A 23,202-nucleotide genomic window follows, 5' to 3' on the forward strand; every position below is an offset into this window, starting at 1 on the left:
GAGGCAAAATGTATATTTTTAAGATATAAATCAGCCTCAATGAAGACCCAAAGCCAAATTTTGGTTATCCTTTTTTGTTTTATAGCCTCATTTGTAAATGCACAAAATGATAAAAAACTGGATAGCCTCTCGAACGTTTATCGCTCTCTAAACAACGATACCACTAAAGTTCGAATATTGGGAGATTTGTACAATGCCACACTTTATAATGATGTGGAAAAAGCAAAAACCTTTGCGCTGGAACGAATTTCACTGTCCAAAAAATTGAATTTTGAAGATGGTCTAGCAGCAGGGTATTATGATTTGGGTGGTTATTATAAAAATACATTCACAAATGATTCCGCACGATTTTACTTCAACAAAGCCCTTGAGATTTACAAAAAGCATGATAATGTAAAAAAAATAGTATCGATCAACTACTCTAATGCCATTTTGGAGATGGAAGTGGGCAATTATGACAAAGCATTGGACATTACCAATTCCAATATTGAAATACGAAAAGCATTGAAGGATACCCTTGGTCTGGCCATAGAATATGTTTTTAGAAGTGGGATAAATGAAAATAAGGGCAGATTTAAACTAGCATATGAAGATGTTTTGTCCGCTTTAAAACTATATGACCAACTGGACGAACCTATACGAAAAGCGGATGCCTTCAATAGCTTGGGATCGCTCGAAGCAATTTCAAAGAATCATGAAAACTCAATTGCATACGGAAAGCAGGCCTTGGAAATATATAAGGAGCATAATGACAAACTTTTTGAAGCGCTCACTTCAAATGCCATCGGACAGAGTTATATCACTCTGGAAAAATCAGAAGAGGCAAAACCCTATTTGATCAATAGCATCGCCTTGAGCAAAGAAATGAAAGCCTTGGTTTTGGAAGGAGCGGCAACCCGCAACCTTGGCAGGGTCTATATGGCTGAAGGGAATACTTCTGAAGGACTCTCACTTTTGGAAAAAGCCATTGAAATCCACCGGGCGTCGGAAAGGCCCATTGCGCTAATACGGTCTTTGGCCTATGCTTCTGATGCATATAACAACATAGAGCGACCAAACGATGCCATGGCCCACCTAAATGAAGCCATTGGCATGATAGCGTCAGAGAATCAGACCAGCCAATGGCACAATCTTTATGAAGGCAGGTCCAAGTCTTGGGAAATTTTAGGAAACTACAAAAACGCCCTGGAAGACCATAAAACATTCCAAGTATTAAAGGATAGTGTATTCAATAAAGAAAAAGTACAACAGATAGAGGAGCTAAAAACCATTTACGAAACGGAAAAAAAGGAACAGCAAATTGCGCTACAAGAAAAAGAAATCACTGTTTTAGAACAAGATGCAAAAATAAGCAACCTTCAAAAACTACTTTTAGCGGGGTTATTGTTATTGTCCTTAATAGGGTTTTATGGCATACGCCAGAAATTAAAACGCAACAATCTTGAAAAAGAAATGGTGGATGCCGAACTGGCCTTTAAAAAGAAAGAATTAACCACCCACGCCCTGCATTTGGCCAAAAAGAATGAAGTCCTGGAAGATTTGAAACAAAAAGCTGAGCATTTAAAAGAGAGTGAGACTTCCAAAGGCGGATACCAACAGCTCATCCGTACTATAAATTTTGACCTTCAAGATGATAACAATTGGAAAAACTTTTCCCGATATTTTGAAGAAGTCCATAAAGATTTCAACAGCAATGTTAAGGAGAGGTTCCCAGATGTGACCTCAAATGAACTTCGTTTGTTGGCGCTATTAAAGATGAATCTGTCCTCCAAGGAGATTGCCAATATCCTGAACATTTCACAGGAAGGCATCAAAAAGGCACGCTACCGACTTCGTAAAAAGTTGAACATCTCCTCAGAAGAATCTTTGCAAGATATAGTGGTATCCCTTTAAACACCATACTTCATAAAAGCACCTGACTTTTATCTCCTCATTTTTTTGAGGATGTCCACCTTTTGTCCACCACTTAAATTTTAAGGGCTTTTCACATCCCTCTAAGTTTGTTCAGTCGTGAATTCGACTTTCGTTTTGTGGTCTTGTTCGGTAAGGGCTGCAGACCTGTTCCGGGCAAGTCGCACAAAACAAAAATGTTCAACCACAAAACAAGAAAGATGAAATCAATACGTAAATCATGCGAAAAGGTTCTTTTATGGACTTTTCTATTATTGGCCTTTTCGTGCAGTAAAGAAGAAAACCCGGATTTAGGAGAAGTGGATGTGTTGCCTCCAGAAATTCCCTTGGAAGAATTTGAGACTGATGCCGGTGAAATTGGCATCAGCATCAGTGGTAGGGAAATTGCAAAAAAAGGATATACCCCTTTCTCCGCCCTTCTTAATTTTGAAAACACAAATGCCATTAACGATACCGTAATCAGCTTTGACGCCTTGAACAATCTGGCGAACCTCACCCTTAAAAATGAACAATTGAATTCTGATAGGGAAAGTGAGCTCAAAGAAGGTGTGGCTGTGGAAGTTACCATTTTGGATGAAGATGCCAATGTACTGGCCTCCCAAAATTTCACGAAACTATCCTTTGCATCAAGCCCGTCAGAAAGGCCCATTAATGCTGACCAGCTTGATGATCTATTTGCTTCCGTTTCGCTACGGGAAGACCTTAAATATTATATGCAGATCGTGAACAACAACAATTCGGTTTTTGGGGTTCCCAGTTCCCAAAATTATACCAATACTTCAAATTTGGCCACTACGGTGGTATTCCGTGAAGACTTGGACTATTCTCAAAATGCCGCATTTTCCATGGAAAACAACACAACCTACTTTTTCAAAAAAATACCTGGAAATGAAGATTACTATTCCATAGGAGTACATAACAACAACGACCTACATTATTTTTACATGATCAACTCCGAACTCCGCATTCAAAGTAAGGCCAATCTTGTACAAAATGGCATAAACACACCTGTGGAAGATTATCCCAATTATTGGTTCCGTATCCTTAAAGAAGGGCCTGGACTTTTTAAGATCGTGCCCAATGGAGCTGATTTTCCCTTGATCAGGTCGGGGCAAAAATTTATTCAGGCCAGCAGCGAAGACCCGAATGACCCTATTTACTTTAGAATTCTTTTGTTTGATATTGATTGGGACATACAGGCCATTGATTCTAAAATAATGTCCCCAATAATGCCTCCTTCCACTACCAATAGTGCTTATAATAGCACCTTACGTAATTGTAGTAGCGGAACATTAACCCAAACCGTAGGCGAAAGCACCACAATAACAACAACTCAATCCGCAGGTTGGGAAGAAAGTATGTCCGTTTCTACCTCCAATTCGGGCAGTATATCCGTAACAATCTCCCATGAGGCTGAGACGAAGTTTTTTGGCACTGGTGGAAAAACATCGGGATCCATAACTGGAAGTTATGAGTATACCAAAACCCAAACCGAAACCAATACCCGATCGGGAAGCCTTAGTACCGAAAAATCGGTCCAAGTTTCGGTTTCAAGACAAATTGGAGTACCTCCTGGAACTGCAATTGCTGTTGCAGATGTGTACCAACAATACACAAATATTAAAGTTCCCTTTGTACAACGTTTTAGAATTTCGGGAAAATATCAGGAAAACAACAATGACCTCACAGGGCAAGAAATCCTTACCCAATTTGCTTTTAACAGTTTTACAGGGGTAGTAACTGATGTACAAGCTAATTTTATTGAAGTAACTGTCCGAGGAACCACGACCATAGATAGAATTATCGAAACCACAACGGAAACCAGGGATATAAAAGATGCCTGTAATTAATTTACAAAAGAGGATAAAAGCAAAAAGCCCCGGGAACCACTCCGGGGCTTTTTAATAAAATCAAAACCAACCTAAACATATGAGTTAACCAACTCAATATATTTGCTTTTTCATAGCAATTTTCAATAGTAGAACAATCCAAAAAAGGAATACCCTACCATCAATTTAATTTTTTTTCAAAAAAGTTTTGGTTAACCCTTATCGGAATTAATGGGTCAATACCACAAAGTCTGCTTCAAAAGGGTGTAAATATTGCAGAAGAGCAGGGATAAGATCTTCACCCATTTCCAAATACATTTCAGAAAAATTCAATTGTCTTTCTTGCAAGGATTGGTTCGGAAACAATTCATTTTGCAATTCGGTCAATCGAATTACGTGGTCTTTCAATTTTCGCTTTTGGGCTGTCAAAAGTCTTTTTTCAAGAGCATCCAGACCCTTTTTCTGTTTTACTTCTTGTGCTTTTACCGCTCCCAAAAAACTTTCGTCGGTTTGCTCGGCCAACTCGTACATATGTTGGAATTGTTCCTCAAGCAATTTCTTCTGTGGTGAAAAATCAATATCAATATTCGAAATATCCCGAATCTTTTTATTGATCAAGGAATGCTGCTTCATAAAAAGATGACGCACTTCCAAATCCATCTTTTTAACTTTTTCAGCCTGCTTTTTAGTAATCAACAAAGCCGAATTTCGGAGCATCAACATCGGAAATGTAACATCCAATTCCTCAAAATAGGCTTTCAATTCCAACCAATAGGCCAATTCACCCCCTCCGCCAATATAACATAGGTTGGGTAAAATTACTTCTTGGTAGAGCGGACGCGCCACCACATTGGGTGAAAATCGTTCAGGGAACTCTTGTATTTCTTTTAAGAGCTCTTCTTTGGAAAAATCCATGTGTGTATTCACCACATGATATTTTCCATGTTTCTCGATGATACGCTCACGGAGTCCATCTTTTAAATAGAAGTAATTGATTTCTCTTGGATTCACTTGAATGGTATAATCCGCAGAAGCTTGGGTCAATCCTTCGATTGATCTTGATATGGTTTGGAAAGGCGTATGCTCAAAAATATCTTTCTCCGCATAGGGCATCAGTAATTTCTTCAGGGCAGCATCATCTCCATCTACAATCAACAAACCTTGTTCGGCAAAAAGAGCATTGGCCAAAAAACGGGTGGCATCAGTTAAATTCGAATGCTCTAAATAAGCTTTTTTGAAAAGTTCTTTCAACCTTTCCGAAATGCCCAAATTGCCCAATTCAGCGGCAAAAATGTCAAAAACCTCATCCAATCCGTCAGTACTCAAATGCCCAACGGCTCCAGAAGCTTTTAGGTTCCACTTTACTTTTTTACCATGAAGGTTGAAGTAGTTGATCTCGTCAAAATCATGATCTTCCGTGGCCATCCAATACACAGGAACAAAGTGCTGTTTGGGATATTTCTCTTGCAGCTCTTTGGCCAAATTAATAGTGGTCACAATTTTATACAAAAAATAAAGGGGACCAGTAAATAGATTCAATTGATGTCCTGTAACCACCGTGAAAGTATTTTCATTGGTCAAGGCATCGATGTGGGCCTGTGTACTTTCGGAAACCTCAAAACCTTCGTATTGCGCGGTTAAAGAATCGACCAATACCTTTCGGTGTGTTTTTGGAAAGTTCGCTTGCTTCTCTTTGATCTGATCTTCAAAGTTTTCTAACAATGGAAATCTATTATAAAACGGCCGCAGCGCTTCATTTTGATCTAGATAATCGCAAATAAGTTTGGAAAAATAACCTGTTTCCTTAAAGGGTATACATTCTACATCCATTAAAACTGATAATGAGGTGTTCAAAGATAAGGGTCTTCTTTTTTTCAGTTGCTAAAAATACGTTAATTGAATTTTTCGCATTTATTGTTCCCGCTAAGCTATAAAATTAGGCATCTACTTCAATTTATTAGTAGATTTGGAGCTACTAATTAACCCAAACATGACCAGATTTTTATTTTCACTAGTACTTTTATTTTCAATCTCAGTTTCTGCTCAACTTAAATCACCAGCCGAATTTTTAGGATACGAATTGGGCTCCCAATTTACACGTCACCACGAAGTTGTGGATTATTACGAATATTTGGCCGAACAGGAGCCTGATAGGGTAAAATTGACCGTGTATGGAAAAACCAATGAGCGTAGACCTCTAATTATGGCCTATGTTTCTTCTGCGCAAAACATTGCCAATCTTGAAAGCATTCGCCAAGAACATCTAAAAAGCACCGAAGGAGGTGGTAGTTCCGACAAAGCCATTGTATGGTTGAGTTACAATGTGCACGGGAACGAAAGTGTGAGTACCGAAGCTTCCATGCAAACTATTTACGAGCTTTTGACCAAAAAAAGCTCCTATTTGGAAAATACAGTAGTAATTATGGATCCTTGTATCAACCCTGATGGACGTGATCGTTACAGCAACTGGTACAACCAATACAAAAACACACCTAATCAAGTAGACCCAAACAGTAAGGAGCACCACGAAGGTTGGTGGGGCGGACGAAGCAACCACTATATGTTCGATTTGAACCGTGACTGGGCTTGGTTAACTCAAGTGGAAAGTCAGCAACGTTTAAAGCAATTTAACAAGTGGATGCCTCACGTGCATGTTGATTTTCATGAACAAGGGGTAAACAATCCCTATTATTTTGCTCCAGCAGCTGAGCCTTACCACGAAGTAATCACAGATTTCCAACGTGATTTTCAGGTGACTTTGGGTAGAAACCACGCGAAATATTTTGATGCCAACGGTTGGTTCTATTTCACTAAAGAAGTATTCGACCTTTTGTACCCAAGTTATGGTGATACCTACCCAATTTACAACGGATCTATTGGTATGACCTACGAGCAAGGTGGTGGCGGAAGAGCTGGTTTGGGCATAATCACTGGAAATGGAGACACCCTTACCCTAAAAGATAGAATTGACCATCACTTCACCACAGGAATTTCTACGGTTGAAGTGTCCTCTCAAAATGTGGATAAATTGAACAGTGAGTTCAAAAAATTCTACACCAACAAAAACTTTGCTTACAAAAGCTATGTGTTAAAAGGTGATGAGGATAAATTAAATGCCCTAAAATCTTTGTTGGACAAACACGAAATTGAATACGGAGATCTTTCCAACGGTTCATACAAGGGATATGACTACAGTTCTGGAAAAAGTGGAAGCATCTCTGTTCAAAACAATGGGATGGTAGTTTCCGTAAATCAACCCAAAGGGACATTGGTTACCGTTTTATTTGAGCCAAGTGCCAAACTTTCAGATTCATTGACCTATGATATTACAGCTTGGTCCCTACCCTATGCCTATGGTTTGGATGCCATTGCATCCACAAGTACTGTAGCAGGGCAAGATGTTACCAAAAGCGCAAAAAACACCAGTATAACTTCTGGAAGCTATGCTTATCTTACGGATTGGAACAGCATGAACGATGCTAAATTCTTGGCAGAACTTTTAAAAGAAGGTATTCGTGTTCGTAAGGCTGACCATCCATTTTCCATCGAAGGAAAATCTTTTGCAAGAGGTACACTGATCATCACCAAAGGTGATAATGCATTAAAGAACGATTTTACGCAAACGCTTCAAGCCATTGCAAAGAAATACGATAAGAATATTGCCCCAACCAGCACTGGGTTTGTTGATTCTGGAAAAGATTTTGGTTCCTCTTCCATCCAAATGATTGAAAAGCCAAAAATTGCTGTGTTATCTGGTGGACCAACTTCTACCTTACGTTTTGGAGAAATTTGGCATTTCTTCGAGCAGCAATTGCATTATCCATTAACAGTTTTGGATGATGATTATGCCAGCCGCGTGGATTTGAACGAATACAATGTTTTAATCCTACCTGATGGTCGTTACGGTAATCATTTTAATGAAGATCAACTTTCCAAAATAAAGGATTGGGTAAGAAATGGTGGTAAACTTGTTGCCATGGGCGGTTCTATTAATGCTATTGACGGAGAAAAAGGTTTTGGCATCAAGAGAAATGAAATGGACAAGGAGCCAGAAAAAAATACGCCACAACCCTATGAAGATTGGGAAAGAGAACGCATTAAAGGCGCCATCACAGGAGCTATATTTAAAGCCAAGGTGGACAACACCAACCCACTTGCCTACGGATACGGTAAAGATTATTTTTCTTTAAAACTTGGAAGCAGCAGCTATGCCTATCTAACTAATGGAAATGCTGTTTATTTAGAGAAAGATGCCAAACCATTTTCTGGTTTTGCAGGTAGCGAAGCACAAAAAGAAATATCGGAATCCTTGGTTTTCGGACTGGAAAACTACGGTCGTGGCCAAGTGGTGTATATGGTGGACAATCCATTGTTCCGAGGATTTTGGGAAAACGGAAAACTGTTTTTTGCCAATGCCCTATTTATGGTGGACTAAAAAGCACTTTAACCAAGGTTAAACAAAGTAAACCAACCAGTTAAGATTTAATTGGTTGGTTTTTTTGTGTCCAAAATTTTGTATATTTAATAAAAGGAACAAAAGAAAATTGCGGAAATGAAACTCAGTAACCCTACAATCAAGAAAACTCAAATTATACGGAACGCACTATTTATTTGTGCGACATTTCTATTTTTTGGAATCAATCAATCTTTGGCATTCCAAGAGCAACCAGGTGTTGATTTTGATGAATACCGAGGTGAAGTTGTGGATGCGGAATCCAATAAAGCGTTGGTATTTGCCACACTCACCGTGGAAGGCACCAACATTAGCACCATAACCAATACGGAAGGCAACTTTTTGCTTAAAATCCCAAAGAACATCAACAGTTCCAATGTGATTGTTTCTTTCTTGGGCTACAAAACAACCTCTGTCCCTATTTCATCACTGGAGAAAGAAGGAAATAAAATTTCTTTGATGGTCTCTGTTACTCAATTATCGGAAATCAACATCAATGCACCCAAGGATGCAAAGGCATTAGTTAGAGCAACAATGGCAAAAAGGGACGATAATTATTTTAACGATCCTTCCTTAATGACCGCATTTTATAGGGAAACCATTAAAAAGCGAAGAAAAAATGTTTCTTTGGCTGAAGCTGTAGTCAACATATATAAAACACCTTATACTTCAACCAAAGATGATGCGGTCGAGTTATACAAAGCACGAAAAAGTACCGATTACACCAAGTTGGATACCGTTGCACTAAAACTTCAGGGCGGCCCTTACAACACCCTTTATGTGGATATCATGAAATATCCCGAATATATCTTTTCCAGTGAGGCGATTGACGATTACAAATTCACTTTTGATCGTTCTACCCGAATCAATGATAAATTGATTTATGTGATCCGATTCAATCAATTGGAGCATATTTTGGAACCTTTGTATCAAGGTGAATTATATATTGATGTGGAAAACAACACGCTCACCAATGCCACTTTCACGCTTAACATAATAGACCGTGAAAAAGCAGCAAAACTTTTTGTTCGCAGAAAACCAGCCAGAGTTGATGTTTGGCCAACTGAAGTTTCATATCGTGTGGATTATCGCGAGAAAAATGAAAAATGGTACTACGGATACAGCAGTGTTTTTATGGAATTCAAAGTGGATTGGCAAGGAAAATTGTTCAACTCCACCTATAGTATGAATGCCGAAATGGCCATTACGGATTGGGAATTAAATGCAACTGGAGATTTGCCAAGATACCGTGAGCGCATTAAAAGATCCATTATTTTAAGTGATGAAGCCACTGGATTTTCCGATCCTAGTTTTTGGGGGGAATACAACATTATAGAACCAGAACAATCCATTGAATCAGCAATCAGAAAAATCCAAAGACAACTGCGTCGCACTGAGCGAAATAGCGATTAAATCTAGTTTTTGTTTAAAATTTTATGGATTTTTACCTTCGTTTTGAAATAACCCCTACATAATGTCCAAACGAAGAAGTTTTCTTAAGTCTGTTACTGCTCTAGGAACCGCATCGTTGTTGCCGCAAATTAATTTGGCTTCAACCAATAAATCGGTGCAACCTCCTAAAATCAAGCCCAGTAAAATTAAACAAGGGGATACTATTGGATTGGTCGCTCCTGGCTTTGCCATTAAAACAGAATCACTTTATCTGGCGTTGGACACCTTGGTCAAAATGGGTTATAAAACGCATCATACCCAAAGAATAATAGGGAATTATGGGTATTTCAGCAATACTGACGAAGAACGCGCAAAGGACATCAACGAAATGTTCGCCAACCCCGATATCGATGTAATACTTTGCGCTCGTGGCGGATACGGGTCAACCCGCATTTTGGATATGTTGGATTATGAACTGATCAAAAATAATCCAAAGCCATTTATAGGGTTCAGTGACATCACCGCAATAATTAATACCATTTATCAAAAAACGGGATTGGTAGCATTTCACGGTCCAATGGGCAGCACCATTGATGATGAGTATAGCCAAATGTACCTCCATAAAATATTGATGGACATGGAGAAACCCCTCCATTTAAAAAACGCCATTTTAAACGACCCTAAATTATATCGCAATAGTGAATATTACCGATATACCATTTCCTACGGTTCTTGCCAAGGCGAAATGGTCGGAGGAAGTTTAACTTTGGTCACGGCTATGATCGGCACCCCTTACGAAATTGATTTTACAGATAAAATCGTTTTTTTGGAAGAAGTGGAAGAAGCTCCGTACCGCATTGACCGCATGTTGACCCAATTGGTACAAAATGAATCTTTCCAAAAAGCCAGAGGTATTGTTTTTGGGGTTTTTAAAGGTTGTGACCGTCAAAAAGTAAGTGAAAATTTTATTCTTAAGGAAGTGATCATGGACCGAATAGCTCCTTTGGGCATTCCTGCCGCCTATGGACTGAGTTTTGGCCACGTTACAAATAACCTAACCCTCCCCATAGGCGTAGAAGTTTATTTTGATGCCACAAAAAAACGGCTCAGATTGTTGGAACCAGCCGTTTCTTAGTCAACTTATTTTTTGAATTCCTGTAGGGTTTTAATAATGATTCCTACACAATCCATCAATTGCTCTCGATTCATCACCAAAGGTGGTGCAAAACGAATAATATTTCCGTGAGTAGGCTTGGCCAACAGACCATTCTCCTTTAAGGCCATGCAAATGTCCCAAGCAGTGGAACTATCTTCCGTGTCGTTGATCAAAATGGCATTCAACAATCCTTTACCACGAACTTTAACCACCAAATCATTAGTGGGAATAAATTTGTTCAGCTCTCTTCGGAATACTTCACCCAATTCTTGGGCATTTTGCGCCAAGTTTTCGTCTTTTATCACTTCCAAGGCAGCCATTGCAACAGCTGCGGCCACTGGATTACCTCCAAAGGTACTTCCATGACTACCAGGAGTAATCACCTCCATAATGTTATCATTGGCCAAAACTGCAGAAACTGGATACACCCCTCCTGAAATGGCTTTTCCCAAAATCAATATATCGGGTTTCACCTCCTCATGGTCCACAGCTAACATCTTTCCGGTACGCGCAATTCCTGTTTGTACTTCATCTGCAATGAACAACACATTGTATTTTTCACAAAGGGCCTTCGCTTTTTTCAAATACCCCTCGGATGGCACATATACTCCAGCTTCCCCTTGAATAGGTTCCACTAAAAATCCTGCTGCATGTGGATTGCTTTCCAAAGCTTTTTCCAAAGCTGCCAGATTATCATATTCTATTTTGATAAAACCTTCGGTAAAAGGACCGTAATTATCCTTGGCAACTGGGTCGTTGGAAAAGGAAATGATTGTTGTAGTCCTCCCGTGGAAATTGTTCTCACATACAATGATCTGTGCTTGATTTTCAGGAATACCCTTTTTCTCGTATGCCCATCTTCTGCAGATCTTTAATGCAGTTTCTACCGCCTCGGCACCAGTATTCATGGGCAAAAGTTTATCAAAACCAAAGGTTTCGGTGGCATATTGCTCATAGGTGCCCAACATGTCATTGTAAAAGGCTCTAGAAGTTAAAGTCAATGTTTTGGCTTGTTCCACCATGGCCCCAACAATTTTAGGGTGACAATGCCCTTGGTTTACTGCAGAATAGGCAGAAAGAAAATCGTAATATTTTTTTCCTTCCACATCCCAAACATAAACGCCTTCTCCCCTACTCAAAACCACAGGTAGTGGGTGATAATTGTGCGCTCCGTACTTGTTTTCCAAATCTATCGCTTGCTGCGATGTTAAATGCTCTAAAACAGCCATTTAAATACTTTTTTAAAATTATTAAAACAACTATTCCTACAATACCTTTATTCTTTCGAGGACTCGAAAAAGCAGCGTGGGAGAGAAATCATCCCTGAAGAGCCTGCAAATTACAAATTATTGTGTAAAAATTATCCAATTATTGGTTGCACAATCAAAAAGTTTAGGGGCAATTTAAGAGCCCAGTTTCTGTGTAATTATAAAAAGAACTTACTTTTGCGGCATGCGAAAAAAGAACAGGCGACAAACATTTGAAAATGTTGAAGTAATCGATGCCGGAGCCAAAGGAAAAACTGTGGCCAAGGCACCCGACGGACGTGTAATTTTTCTATCCAATGCAGTTCCGGGTGATGTGGTGGATGTAATGACCACCAAAAAAAGAAAGGCATATTTTGAAGGGGTGGCTACGGATTTTCATACGCTTTCGGATAAAAGAACAGAACCCGTTTGTGAGCATTTTGGAACTTGTGGCGGATGTAAATGGCAAAATATGGGCTATGAGCATCAACTGTATTTTAAACAACGGGAAGTTGAAAACAACCTAAAACGAATAGGTCATTTGGAATTGCCCGAGATCACACCCATACTAGGTTCCAAAAAACAGTATTTCTATAGAAATAAAATGGAATTTTCATTCTCCAGCAGCAGATGGCTTACACAAGAAGAGATTAATTCCGATACCGAAATTGACGACAGAAATGCCCTAGGATTCCATATTCCAGGGATGTGGGATAAGATTTTGGACATTAAAAAATGTCATTTACAACAAGATCCATCCAATGCCATTCGCTTGGCCGTAAAAGATTTTGCCAACGCCAATGGACTATCTTTTTTCAATCCTAGAAAGCAAGAAGGGCTATTGCGTACGTTGATGATCAGAACAGCTTCAACAGGAGAAATCATGGTCTTGATTCAATTTTTTGAGGATGATATGGAGCATAGAGAACTGCTCTTGAATCATTTGAAAGCTGAGTTTCCTGAAATTACTTCTCTATTATATGTGATCAACTCAAAACAAAACGATACCATTTACGATCAAAACATTATTTGTTTTGCAGGTCGTGACCATATTTTTGAAGAAATGGAAGGATTGCATTTTAAAATCAATGCAAAATCTTTCTACCAGACAAATTCAGAACAAGCCTATGAATTGTACAAGATAACCCGAGAATTTGCAGGGCTTTCCGGCAACGAATTGGTGTACGATTTATATACGGGAACAGGCACCATAGCACAGTTTATTTCTAAAAATGCAAAAAAAGTAGTTGGTGTTGAGTCGGTGCCCGAGGCTATTGAAGATGCAAAGGCAAATGCTATCCACAATAAAATTGAGAATGTGGACTTTTATGTGGGTGATATGAAAAATGTGTTCAATGAGGAGTTTATAGCCCAACACGGTCAACCAGACATAATTATTACCGACCCACCAAGGGATGGAATGCACAAAGATGTGGTAGAGCAGTTATTGCGTGTGGCGCCGCCCAAAATTGTATACGTTAGCTGCAACAGTGCAACCCAAGCTCGGGATTTGGCCCTTATGAAAGAACAGTATCAAGTAAGCAAGGTGCAACCCGTGGATATGTTTCCGCAGACCCACCACGTTGAAAATGTTGTACTTTTGGAAAAACACTTATAATGCTTACATTCAAAATTTATAGGTAGCCTAAATGAAAAAAATAATCCCCGTCTTACTAATCGCATTGATCCTATCCTATGTTTCTTCTTGTGAAAAGGACGATATCTGTGTTGATGGTGACACTCCATATTTGGTCATAGGTTTTTATGACATTGCAGATACCACCGAATTCAAGGAAGTTTCTTCCCTACGAATCAAAGCTATTGACAATGACAGTGTTTTGGATAACGATTCATTTAATGATCGAGCCGATTCTCCAGACTCCTTACTTGTGCCACTAAGGATTGATAATACCAACACATCCTATCAATTTATACTGGACTCCGAAGATGATTCCGAAACCGATCAAGAAACTGGAAATATTGACACTTTGATCATTTCCTATAGTACACGTGAAGCATTTGTTTCTAGGGCGTGTGGTTTTGTTATGAATTACGACGGAATTAATATTGCCCTTCCTAGTGGTTCAGAGAACTGGATTCAAGATATAAAAGTTGTGGAATCAACAGTAGAAAATACCAATAACATCCATGTCAAAATATTTCATTAGTATTTTTTTGGGCCTGTTACCCATTTTGGGTAAGGCACAGAGCGAACCCATAGACCTTCAACAAAAGGATACGGTGGAATACAAAGACCCGTATGGTTTAAGAGTTGGGGTCGATCTAAGCAAGTTGGTGTTGACTTTTGTAGATGAAGATTATACCGGATTGGAATTGGTTGGTGATTTTCGTTTGACACGAAAACTTTATCTGGCTGCAGAAATTGGAAACGAAACAAAGGCTCAGTCTGAAAATTTGGGCAATACTTTGTTGTATAATTTTGAGACTTCTGGAAGCTACATCAAAGCTGGTGTGGATATCAACACCTATACAAACTGGTTTGGCATGAACAACGCCATCACCATTGGTGGGAGGTACGCAGTATCAAGTTTTAGCCAAACACTTGGCGATTACAGTATTTATGAAACCGAGCAATTCTTTAATTCCGATTTTTTGGCAGGCACGGAGCCTAACCGAGAATTTAGTGGACTAACCGCATCTTGGTTGGAGTTTGTAGTAGGTGTAAAAGCTGAATTATTTGCTAATATTTTTATTGGGATGAGCGCACGTTTGGGCTTCTTGGTCACCAACACCGAAGACGAGCAGTTTCCGAACTTATGGATTCCTGGATTTAATAAAGTTACGGATGGAAGCAATTTTGGAGTGAACTATAACTACTCCATTTCCTATTTTCTACCATTGTATAAAAAATCCAGAAACAAAAAAACCGCTGAAACCAGCGAGCAATAAAATGGAACCCACCCGAATAGATTATATTGAATTTAAGTCTACCGACCTATCCAAAACCAAAGCATTTTACCATGCGGCCTTTGGTTGGAATTTTACGGATTATGGGCCAGCGTATTGTTCATTTTCAGAAAGTGGTGTAGCTGGAGGATTTGAACTTACTGCCGAAGCAATTACCAACGGAGTACTTGTAGTGCTTTATCATTCAGATTTATTGAATATCAAAGCAAAAATTTCATCTACTGGAGGGGAAATTACAAAGGACATTTTCTCTTTTCCTGGAGGAAGACGATTCCATTTTAAAGACCCTTCGGGCAACGAATTGGCCGTTTGGTCCGATCTATAAAAAAAGCCCCAACGATTGTCGGGGCTTTTTCATTTACAATTTGGTTGAGTTAGTTAGTTGTGTTTTTAAAACACGTGCCAAAATAATCAATAATACCATAGCTACCAATTACAATCGGAAACAAAACTTAGTATTTTTGTTGTGCATACAACTAATTGTTAAGGTATTTCCCCTTCTTACTCCCCTCATATATTTGATAGCACACGAGTCTGGCTTCCAACTTTCCATTATATGTTTTAATTTTTCGACTCGGCTTAAGACCTACATATTTTAAAGCCTCTAAATTTGAGGTGATCATCCACGCATCTGTACCAGGATAATTTTGTTTCAGGGTATCACCAATTTTACCATAAAATTCTTCAATCTCAATAGGTAAACGTTCCCCATATGGAGGATTGAAAACCATGTGCAGCTTTCCTTCAACAGGTTTCTCAGTTCTGAAGAAATCTTTACGTTCCACCGAAATGTATTCCGAAAGATTGGCATGTTCCACATTTTCTTGAGTTTTCCGAACTGCTGAAGGTGCTTTATCCCATCCAATAATTTTATGATGAAACTCACGTACCTTTTTTAAACTTACGTCTACAATTTTATCGTATAGCTCGGCATCAAATTCTTTCCAATGCATAAAAGCATAAGATTCACGATTTATGTTTGCTGGAATATTACAGGCAATCATAGCTGCTTCCACCAAAAAGGTACCACTCCCGCACATGGGATCCAAATAATCCGTCTGACCATCCCATCCACTATGCAGCAACAATCCAGCTGCCAATACTTCATTGATCGGCGCGATATTCGTTAAAATCCGATACCCCCTTTGGTGCAGCGAATTCCCAGAACTGTCCAATGAAACTGTACAGGTATTTTTATATATATGGATGTTTATGCGAATATCTGGGTCATGCGTTTTTACATTGGGCCTTTCGCGAACCACATACCTGAACTTGTCTACAATAGCATCTTTTGCCTTTAAAGACACAAACATTGAATTATCAAAAACAGGAGAATTCACCACGCTGTCAATAGCAAAGGTTTTCTCCACATCAAAAATAGCAGGCCAATCCAAATCATAAATATGTTTGTAAAGGTCCTTCTCGTTAAATACTTTAAATGTTTTGATCGGCTTAAATACCTTTAATGCAGTTCTTAGGCACAAGTTTGCCTTGTACATAAAGCCCAAATCTCCTTCAAAAGATACATTTCTAACGCCTTCCTCCACATGACCAGCGCCCAAATTACGAAGCTCTTTAGCCAAAATTGGCTCGAATCCGTATAGGGTTTTGGCCATCATCTTAAAATTTCCTGCCATGTTGGTGTAATTTCTTTCGACAAAAATAGACTATTTTTGCTCCCTTGATTTGAAGCATGAATTTTCCTTCCAGTGTTATTTATATCATTCCCATTTTGGCCGTTTGGTCAGGTTTTGCATTTGTCTGGTTTACAAAACCCAATCATACTGATAATATAAAATTACTATTGGCTTTTAGTGGTGCATTTTTATTGTCCTTGACTTTTTTCGAACTTCTACCCGATGTTTATGAAGGACACGATCCAAAAAAAATTGCACTATATATTTTAGGTGGAATTTTGCTACAGGTGTTTTTGGAGTTCTTTTCCAAAGGTGCAGAACACGGACACATGCATGTTCATTTGGAGGAAAACAAATTCCCAACACTGCTGTTTTTAAGTTTATGCATTCATGCCTTGGTTGAAGGCGTTCCCATTCATGAAAATGATTCTATTCTTTATGCCATCATCATTCATAAAATTCCAATAGCTATTATATTGAGTATCTTTTTGATCAATTCAACGCTAAAGTTTAGCACAACCCTATTATTTATCGGATTATTTTCTTTGATGACTCCTTTAGGAAGTTATTTTTCTACAACCCCTCTACTTACCGATTATGGATATTTACTTACGTCCATATCTATTGGGGTATTCTTTCATATTTCTACAATTATCCTATTTGAAAGTGCCCAAGGGCATGCATTTAACCTGCGCAAATTGGTAGTGATTATTCTTGGAATCGGGATTGCTTATTTGGTATAGCAAATAATCTTTCATACCCATCTAATATACCTATTTACGTTAAAGAGCAACAAATGCATTTTAACGAATTTTCTTACTTTTAAAAAGGTGCTTATTATTTTTCTTGGAAAAAATAATAGATTTAAGTGCACATAAATTGTAATAATGAATACTAACAAACTAAACTATCTTCTCCTTTTTTCAATTTTTATTTTATTTTCCTGCTCCTCAGACTCCGAAGATCCAACTCCCTCTCCTGATACAATAGCTCCAGAATTGGAATTTAGTATTCCAGGTAGTTCATCTGGTTCTTCAGGTTCAGAAACTCCTATAGTAAGCAACCAACTTGTGGTTGAAATCAATGCGGAGGATGCAGGTGGTATTGATAAAGTTGAAGCATTTCTAAACAATGAAAAAGTTGGGGAAGACACTACGGCTCCCTATCAGATTACCATCGATGTATCCGGTTACACCTCAAAAAACTCGCTAACCAATAAATTTACTGATTACACCCTAAGAATTACAGTTACCGATACTTCTGGAAACGAAACATCTGAAGAACAAATAATACATATAGACAACGAAATACCTGTTATTTCCGAAGTTTCACTATCCGATGGACAAATTATCGGCGGAGATTCCAACCAGGTTACATTTAATGTAAGTGACAATGAAGGGTTAATGTCAATAAAAACATATCTAAATGAGACATTGTTAGAAGAAATTACAGAAGATATTTTCGAGGTTAACTTAAGTACATTAGCACTTGTAGATGGTGAAAACACTTTTAAAATAGAGGCTGTTGATTTGGCTGAAAATACAGCCAATTACGAGGTTGCGTTTATTTCCGACAATACAGGACCTGCAATTAGCCTAGCGGTAACTTTTGAAAAACTTTATGACCCCACCACAATTGAACCTGATGTTTCTGACCAATTTTCCGAGGTAAAATCCGTCGAATTCTTAATTGGAAATGAAAGTTTGGCACTTTTGGAAAATGAAGCTAATCCATCTTATTTACTCATTCCTGATAATATTGATACTGGTGTGAATACCTTAACTATAAAATCATTGGATAATTTGTCTAACGAATCCGTTTTAGAAATCCCGCTGAGCATAGAAAGAAAACTGATAACAATCAACATACCAGAAGATAGATTACACCCCGCGATTGTAGTTCCTATCGTATTTATATCAAAAATGGATGGGTCTATGGTAACTTATCAGGAAATATTAAGGGACGACAGAGAGATAGTATTAAGTACGCCTGAAGAGTTTACAGATACCGATGAGTTTATGTTAACTTTTTTTCTTCAAGACAATAGTGGCACCAGCGGTATTTCAACACATCAAAACTTGACTCGAAGTACACCTGGTGTCATTAATTTACCGTCACCAAAAAGATTGATGGCAGATAACAGTTATGAAATTCCTGCGATTAATTTTTTAAGTACGGATAGCACGCATGGCACTGGAGGCGAATATCTTGTTTCTACAGCTGAATACCATAGCTATCTTAATACAACAGAGGGTAATTTCAGTATCTCCTCTTCTGCAGTTGAAAGCACAACCAATAGGTACGATTCATTTTACCTTTATAAAAATAATGGCGGCTATTCCTATAGGTTTATTGATAACCCTGTTGACAACAATTTTGTATTGGATGCGAACGATTTTATAAATGACGGCGTGGAAACACAAAGTTTTACAGTAAATTCAACTGAAGCCCTTTTTGACCAAATTTCCAATCTAATTATTTATGGTTATCAATCTCAAAATGATTTCCAGAATAAACTTTCACATCAAATCTACCATTCATCCTTCGCTGCACATACAGGTACTAACGTGAGCTACCAATTAAATACTGGTTTTGACAATTACCAGCATTTTCTCCTATTTGGCAAATATTACACCTATAGAAATGGTCCTCCGATTGACAATTATTCCATACCCGATTTATCTTTTACGTATTCAAAAAACAACAATATTGTTGATTTGAACATTCAAGGAGAAAATCATGTTGTAGGAAGAATGCAATGTATTGATTTTGACAATTTAAACTACGATTGGTATATCACATTTAATAGTGAGTCCACAACCAGTGTAGTTCTGCCAGAATTTCCAGACGTTATTGACCATTATGTAAATCAAGCACAACAGGATGGCAATATTAAAATAGAATCAATTGAACTGCTTTCGTATGAATCCATTTTCAGTTATGACGAATATGTAGAACAAGTAGTCAAAGACCAAAAAAATGTATTGGATGTTACCGATTGGTACCAACTAATCTTTGAATCAAGAACTGGTAACTTTAATCTCCCAAACAAAGAATTCATTTTTCAATAGGGCCTTTGATGATTTTCTCAAAATCAATTAAATATCATTCTCTTATACTCTCCTATCCAAAATAAGTATTATGAATCCATTTAGATCATTATTTCCAGCAATATTCTCTATTTTAATTTTATTTTCTTGTTCTTCAGACTCAGAAGACCCTAACTTAGAACCTGATACATTATCGCCCACGGTAGATTTTACAATTGCAGGCATACCCAATCCCGACGATTCCCAAACAGTTGTGGTGAGCAGTCAAATCCAAGTTAATATCAATGCCGCGGATGAAAGAGGTATTGCTAAAGTAGAGGCTTTCATAAATAATGAAAAAGTTGGTGAGGATACCACAGCTCCCTACCAAATTACTATTGATATTTCCAACTTTGCCTCCAAAACAAATGAAACATTAAAATTCAAGGATTATGTTCTTAAAATTTTAGTAACCGATACCTCTGGTAATGAAAGCTCAAAAGAACAAGTAATTCATATTGATAATGAAATACCTGTTATTTCCAATGTTTCCATTTCGGAGAATGATATTATTGGGGGTGACATAAACGAGATAACCTTTGAAATTGAAGAAAACGAAAGTTTAAACCCCATTGAAATATATATAAACAATCTATTGTACCAAGAACTTGAAGCGGACAGTTTTAATTTCAATTTACAAACATCAGAACTGGCAGATGGGTCAAATATATTAAAGATTGTTGCCAGGGACTTAGCAGATAACATCGCACTTTATGAAGTCGCTTTTATATCAGACAACACAGGTCCTGAAATAGCTATTGAAAATTTATCTGATGACCAGATAATTGATGGGACAATTACCATAGCGCCTAATCTTACAGATGAATATTCCGAACTGTTTTCGCTTTCCATAGAAATTGATGATCAAGCACTTTTGGCGGTTGAAAATCCAGAAAATGAAGCTTATGTTTTTAATTCTTCACAATTTCTTACTGGCCCTGGCACATTCAAAATCATAGCTAAAGATGTTTTATTAAATACAACAGAAGTTGAAATACCAATAACCATTCTAAGGCGACTGCTTGAAGTAAACGTTCCTGCAAACTATTTTTACAGTGAGCTAGAAGTACTGTTTTTTCTTTCTAAATTGGATGGTACCCTTTTGGATGAGGCAATGGTTTCGCAGGATGAACAACAAATAGTTTTTAGAACTGCCTTGGATTTAGAACCTGAGGAAAAAATGATGTTAACCTTCGCCTTGAACAGTCCTAGTCCCAGTAATGATTTCGTAAGATTTTATTCCATTTCGGATATTAACATCAATATTCTTCCCATAATCAACCTAGACTATAAACCGATATTGGATCACAGCTATCAATATTATGAAGCCAGTGGTTTTACAACGGATGACAGGCATGCGGTAAGGGCTGCAAGTACCAAATATCAAGGTAATTTGGTTTGGGATGATCCAAATAAATTCCAATTCTATAATATGGATTGTTCAACATGTCCCCCATACGAAATGGAGAAATACTATTTTATGTTAAGAGAGTCTGATACACAATCTTATCAATATGCATGGATACCGGCTCCGATTGATGCTAATACCATTTTAGAAAAACAAAACTTTACAACAGAGGGCATCGAACAAAGGTTCATACAGGCATACAACCTCCCATCAAGTAATTACCAAATAAATTTACAAATATTAGGTTACTTAAATGATGAAGAATTTACAGGTGATTATTATCATCTAATGGATGAAAATTTAATAAGTTATTGGGAAGTTGAACCCAATGGCATTGGATATAATTACAATGGTGAATTTGAATCCTATAGCACCAAAATAAAACTACGCAATTATCAACCCTCAACTCAAGGTTACCAACTTACAAGTTTTGGATCAGTAATCGAGTCATTCACTGTTCCAGACTGGACAGTTGATTGGGTTGAAATCGATAGAGCAATTACTATAAACAAATCAAGCACAGGTGATATATTAGGGAAAGTTGAACTTGGAATAGATAATCATGGAGATGAAAATTTTGTTCCCTACGATTGGAACATAATTTTCAACAGCGCTGAAACAAGTTCGGTGAAACTTCCAGAATTACCTGAGACGATAAAATCTTGGGATTTTTATTCCGACTTTGTGGAAAAACCCCTCTTCATTCAGCAAGTGGATATCAAAAAATATGAAGGAATATCTGATTATGACGACTACTTACAAAAAGTGATAAAAGATAACAAATCCCCTCATTTGGCATCCCCTAGAATAGAAAGTGTATACAATAGAAATCCATTGGCTATCAGCGAATCCTTTGATTACTATTATTGGCTATTTGATTAGAGCAACAATTATTAAAATAATTTAATTTAAAATTTCAAGGACCAAAAGCCAATGGCTTATTGCTCCACCAAGCACAAAAAAATGCCATATAAGATGATTATATGGTATTTTTTTAATCGCATAGAATAATATTCCAATGGTATAAAAAGCACCGCCCAGCGAAAGATAAAATAGTCCAGATGCCGACATATGACTCAATAAATAGGGTAAATCAATTACAATAAGCCAACCCATTACACCATAGAGCACCAAGGAAAAAGCTTCGAACTTACCTGTAAAGAAAATCTTGAGTATCGTACCAAACAATGCAATCCCCCAAACAGCATAAAATAACAGCCATCCTTTTGATGGTAACAAAACGGTTAAACAAACAGGTGTATAAGTGCCCGCAATAAGGTAATAAATACTGATGTGATCTAAAATTCGTAGCTTTTTCTTCCATCTTGGATTCTCTACTGCGTGATATACAGTAGATGCAGCAAACAAAACAATTAAAGAAATGGAATAAACTAAAACACTTTTTTTTAAATAGGGAATAGTGTGTAATTCATTTTGAAAAAGGAAGAATGCTCCTATTATGGCTAAAAGTATTCCTAATGCATGGGAATAAGCGTTTAGTTTTTCCTCAAGAAGTACTGGTTGTGTTTGTGTATTCAATGCTATAGCAATTTGGGTAACATCATTGCAAAGATACCATCAAAAAACAAAAAAGCCCGATACGATGTGTATCGGGCTTTGAGGAAGGCGGCGACCTACTCTCCCACCTGGTGTGGCAGTACCATCGGCGCAAACGGGCTTAACTTCCCTGTTCGGAATGGAAAGGGGTGGGCCCCGTCGCCATGGCCACCTAGATCTTCAATATTTTAATTACGGTTACTGAGCGTAGCCGAAGTATGACATAATTTGGGACGGATGCGTGCATCCGTAAAGAAGAGTCAACGAAGTATGTTGTTTTTTATAAAGAACCTGCGAGAGGGCTGCGCAAGCTTACGGGCAATTAGTACCGCTCGGCTACATGCATCGCTGCACTTCCACCTACGGCCTATCGACGTGGTCATCTCCCACGGCCCTTTAAAGAGATCTCATCTTGTGGCGGGTTTCGCGCTTATATGCCTTCAGCGCTTATCCCATCCCGACTTAGCTACCCGGCGATGCCCCTGGCGGGACAACCGGCGCACCAGTGGTCGGTCCAACCCGGTCCTCTCGTACTAGGGTCAGGTCCACTCAAATCTCTAACGCCCGCAGTAGATAGAGACCGAACTGTCTCACG

General features: G+C 38.1%; 16 protein-coding genes and 2 rRNA genes. 12 read left to right on the top strand and 6 right to left on the bottom strand.

Translation table 11 applies throughout. The features are described 5' to 3' along the window. Positions 1 to 39 precede the first annotated feature (39 nt). Both BLQ18_RS14495 and BLQ18_RS14500 read left to right on the top strand, forming a co-directional pair. Positions 40 to 1,893, top strand: coding sequence for a tetratricopeptide repeat protein (locus BLQ18_RS14495; RefSeq protein ID WP_090298149.1), 1,854 nt, complete (start codon positions 40 to 42; stop codon positions 1,891 to 1,893). 218 nt (positions 1,894 to 2,111) lie between these two features. Further along, positions 2,112 to 3,761 (top strand): hypothetical protein, encoded by a 1,650-nt coding sequence (locus tag BLQ18_RS14500; protein ID WP_139150407.1) that lies wholly within the window; start codon positions 2,112 to 2,114, stop codon positions 3,759 to 3,761. Between the two features lie 207 nt (positions 3,762 to 3,968). Here BLQ18_RS14500 and bshC read toward each other — a convergent pair whose 3' ends face one another. Continuing rightward, entirely contained in the window at positions 3,969 to 5,570 is a 1,602-nt protein-coding gene (gene bshC, locus BLQ18_RS14505; RefSeq protein ID WP_090298155.1) for a bacillithiol biosynthesis cysteine-adding enzyme BshC, read from the bottom strand. Between the two features lie 160 nt (positions 5,571 to 5,730). Here bshC and BLQ18_RS14510 point away from each other — a divergent pair, with 160 nt between their 5' ends. The 3 genes from BLQ18_RS14510 to BLQ18_RS14520 all read left to right on the top strand — a co-directional run bounded on the left by BLQ18_RS14510 (position 5,731) and on the right by BLQ18_RS14520 (position 10,720). After that, positions 5,731 to 8,175, top strand: a complete 2,445-nt coding sequence (locus BLQ18_RS14510) for a M14 family metallopeptidase (protein WP_090298157.1) — start codon at positions 5,731 to 5,733, stop codon at positions 8,173 to 8,175. Between the two features lie 117 nt (positions 8,176 to 8,292). Further along, positions 8,293 to 9,606, top strand: coding sequence for a carboxypeptidase-like regulatory domain-containing protein (locus tag BLQ18_RS14515; RefSeq protein WP_090298160.1), 1,314 nt, complete (start codon positions 8,293 to 8,295; stop codon positions 9,604 to 9,606). A gap of 61 nt (positions 9,607 to 9,667) precedes the next feature. Further along, on the top strand, positions 9,668 to 10,720 hold the full coding sequence (locus BLQ18_RS14520) for a S66 peptidase family protein (RefSeq protein ID WP_090298163.1): 1,053 nt from the start codon (positions 9,668 to 9,670) through the stop codon (positions 10,718 to 10,720). A 5-nt stretch (positions 10,721 to 10,725) separates the two neighbouring features. Here the strand turns inward: BLQ18_RS14520 and rocD are convergent, their stop codons facing one another. Continuing rightward, positions 10,726 to 11,970 (bottom strand): ornithine--oxo-acid transaminase, encoded by a 1,245-nt coding sequence (gene rocD, locus BLQ18_RS14525; protein WP_090298166.1) that lies wholly within the window; start codon positions 11,968 to 11,970, stop codon positions 10,726 to 10,728. 223 nt (positions 11,971 to 12,193) lie between these two features. Between rocD and rlmD the strand changes: the two genes are divergently transcribed. From rlmD to BLQ18_RS14545, 4 genes are read left to right on the top strand one after another with little or no spacing between them, the layout of a single operon-like run. Further along, positions 12,194 to 13,606 (top strand): 23S rRNA (uracil(1939)-C(5))-methyltransferase RlmD, encoded by a 1,413-nt coding sequence (gene rlmD, locus BLQ18_RS14530; RefSeq protein ID WP_090298170.1) that lies wholly within the window; start codon positions 12,194 to 12,196, stop codon positions 13,604 to 13,606. Positions 13,607 to 13,637: 31 nt separating this feature from the next. Then, complete coding sequence (locus BLQ18_RS14535; RefSeq protein WP_090298173.1) at positions 13,638 to 14,156, top strand: DUF6452 family protein; 519 nt, start codon at positions 13,638 to 13,640, stop codon at positions 14,154 to 14,156. Then, the gene (locus BLQ18_RS14540; RefSeq protein WP_090298176.1) at positions 14,137 to 14,898 is read left to right on the top strand and encodes a DUF6048 family protein; all 762 of its coding nucleotides are present in this window, start codon (positions 14,137 to 14,139) and stop codon (positions 14,896 to 14,898) included. Before BLQ18_RS14535 ends, BLQ18_RS14540 begins: the two co-directional genes overlap by 20 nt. A gap of 1 nt (position 14,899) precedes the next feature. Next, positions 14,900 to 15,241: a VOC family protein gene (locus BLQ18_RS14545; protein WP_090298180.1), complete on the top strand. Its 342-nt coding sequence runs from the start codon at positions 14,900 to 14,902 to the stop codon at positions 15,239 to 15,241. Positions 15,242 to 15,392: 151 nt separating this feature from the next. On the opposite strand, the gene BLQ18_RS14550 is transcribed toward BLQ18_RS14545, so the two are convergent. Next, the gene (locus BLQ18_RS14550) at positions 15,393 to 16,553 is read right to left on the bottom strand and encodes a THUMP domain-containing class I SAM-dependent RNA methyltransferase (protein ID WP_090298184.1); all 1,161 of its coding nucleotides are present in this window, start codon (positions 16,551 to 16,553) and stop codon (positions 15,393 to 15,395) included. A 56-nt stretch (positions 16,554 to 16,609) separates the two neighbouring features. Between BLQ18_RS14550 and BLQ18_RS14555 the strand changes: the two genes are divergently transcribed. The 3 genes from BLQ18_RS14555 (at position 16,610) to BLQ18_RS14565 (ending at position 21,932) form a co-directional block, all read left to right on the top strand. Then, a complete protein-coding gene (locus BLQ18_RS14555; protein WP_090298187.1) occupies positions 16,610 to 17,296 on the top strand; it encodes a ZIP family metal transporter in 687 nt (228 codons plus the stop codon). 144 nt (positions 17,297 to 17,440) lie between these two features. Further along, the gene (locus BLQ18_RS14560) at positions 17,441 to 19,624 is read left to right on the top strand and encodes an Ig-like domain-containing protein (protein ID WP_090298190.1); all 2,184 of its coding nucleotides are present in this window, start codon (positions 17,441 to 17,443) and stop codon (positions 19,622 to 19,624) included. Positions 19,625 to 19,694: 70 nt separating this feature from the next. Further along, a complete protein-coding gene (locus BLQ18_RS14565; RefSeq protein ID WP_090298193.1) occupies positions 19,695 to 21,932 on the top strand; it encodes an Ig-like domain-containing protein in 2,238 nt (745 codons plus the stop codon). A 21-nt stretch (positions 21,933 to 21,953) separates the two neighbouring features. Here BLQ18_RS14565 and trhA read toward each other — a convergent pair whose 3' ends face one another. The 3 genes from trhA to BLQ18_RS14580 form a co-directional block, all read right to left on the bottom strand. Next, positions 21,954 to 22,589 (bottom strand): PAQR family membrane homeostasis protein TrhA, encoded by a 636-nt coding sequence (gene trhA / locus BLQ18_RS14570; RefSeq protein ID WP_090298197.1) that lies wholly within the window; start codon positions 22,587 to 22,589, stop codon positions 21,954 to 21,956. Positions 22,590 to 22,671: 82 nt separating this feature from the next. Further along, positions 22,672 to 22,783 (bottom strand): 5S ribosomal RNA (gene rrf, locus BLQ18_RS14575). A 126-nt stretch (positions 22,784 to 22,909) separates the two neighbouring features. After that, positions 22,910 to 23,202: ribosomal RNA gene (locus tag BLQ18_RS14580) — 23S ribosomal RNA — on the bottom strand; the annotation flags it as partial.

The sequence above is a fragment of the Flagellimonas zhangzhouensis genome (assembly GCF_900102925.1).
Taxonomy (GTDB): domain Bacteria; phylum Bacteroidota; class Bacteroidia; order Flavobacteriales; family Flavobacteriaceae; genus Flagellimonas; species Flagellimonas zhangzhouensis.

Bases quoted from the DNA above. Each gene is read 5' to 3' on its own strand.
- BLQ18_RS14495 (WP_090298149.1), top strand. From the start codon at position 40: ATGAAGACCCAAAGCCAAATTTTGGTTATCCTTTTTTGTTTTATAGCC.
- BLQ18_RS14500 (WP_139150407.1), top strand. From the start codon at position 2,112: ATGAAATCAATACGTAAATCATGCGAAAAGGTTCTTTTATGGACTTTT.
- bshC (WP_090298155.1), bottom strand. From the start codon at position 5,570: ATGGATGTAGAATGTATACCCTTTAAGGAAACAGGTTATTTTTCCAAA.
- BLQ18_RS14510 (WP_090298157.1), top strand. From the start codon at position 5,731: ATGACCAGATTTTTATTTTCACTAGTACTTTTATTTTCAATCTCAGTT.
- BLQ18_RS14515 (WP_090298160.1), top strand. From the start codon at position 8,293: ATGAAACTCAGTAACCCTACAATCAAGAAAACTCAAATTATACGGAAC.
- BLQ18_RS14520 (WP_090298163.1), top strand. From the start codon at position 9,668: ATGTCCAAACGAAGAAGTTTTCTTAAGTCTGTTACTGCTCTAGGAACC.
- rocD (WP_090298166.1), bottom strand. From the start codon at position 11,970: ATGGCTGTTTTAGAGCATTTAACATCGCAGCAAGCGATAGATTTGGAA.
- rlmD (WP_090298170.1), top strand. From the start codon at position 12,194: ATGCGAAAAAAGAACAGGCGACAAACATTTGAAAATGTTGAAGTAATC.
- BLQ18_RS14535 (WP_090298173.1), top strand. From the start codon at position 13,638: ATGAAAAAAATAATCCCCGTCTTACTAATCGCATTGATCCTATCCTAT.
- BLQ18_RS14540 (WP_090298176.1), top strand. From the start codon at position 14,137: ATGTCAAAATATTTCATTAGTATTTTTTTGGGCCTGTTACCCATTTTG.
- BLQ18_RS14545 (WP_090298180.1), top strand. From the start codon at position 14,900: ATGGAACCCACCCGAATAGATTATATTGAATTTAAGTCTACCGACCTA.
- BLQ18_RS14550 (WP_090298184.1), bottom strand. From the start codon at position 16,553: ATGGCAGGAAATTTTAAGATGATGGCCAAAACCCTATACGGATTCGAG.
- BLQ18_RS14555 (WP_090298187.1), top strand. From the start codon at position 16,610: ATGAATTTTCCTTCCAGTGTTATTTATATCATTCCCATTTTGGCCGTT.
- BLQ18_RS14560 (WP_090298190.1), top strand. From the start codon at position 17,441: ATGAATACTAACAAACTAAACTATCTTCTCCTTTTTTCAATTTTTATT.
- BLQ18_RS14565 (WP_090298193.1), top strand. From the start codon at position 19,695: ATGAATCCATTTAGATCATTATTTCCAGCAATATTCTCTATTTTAATT.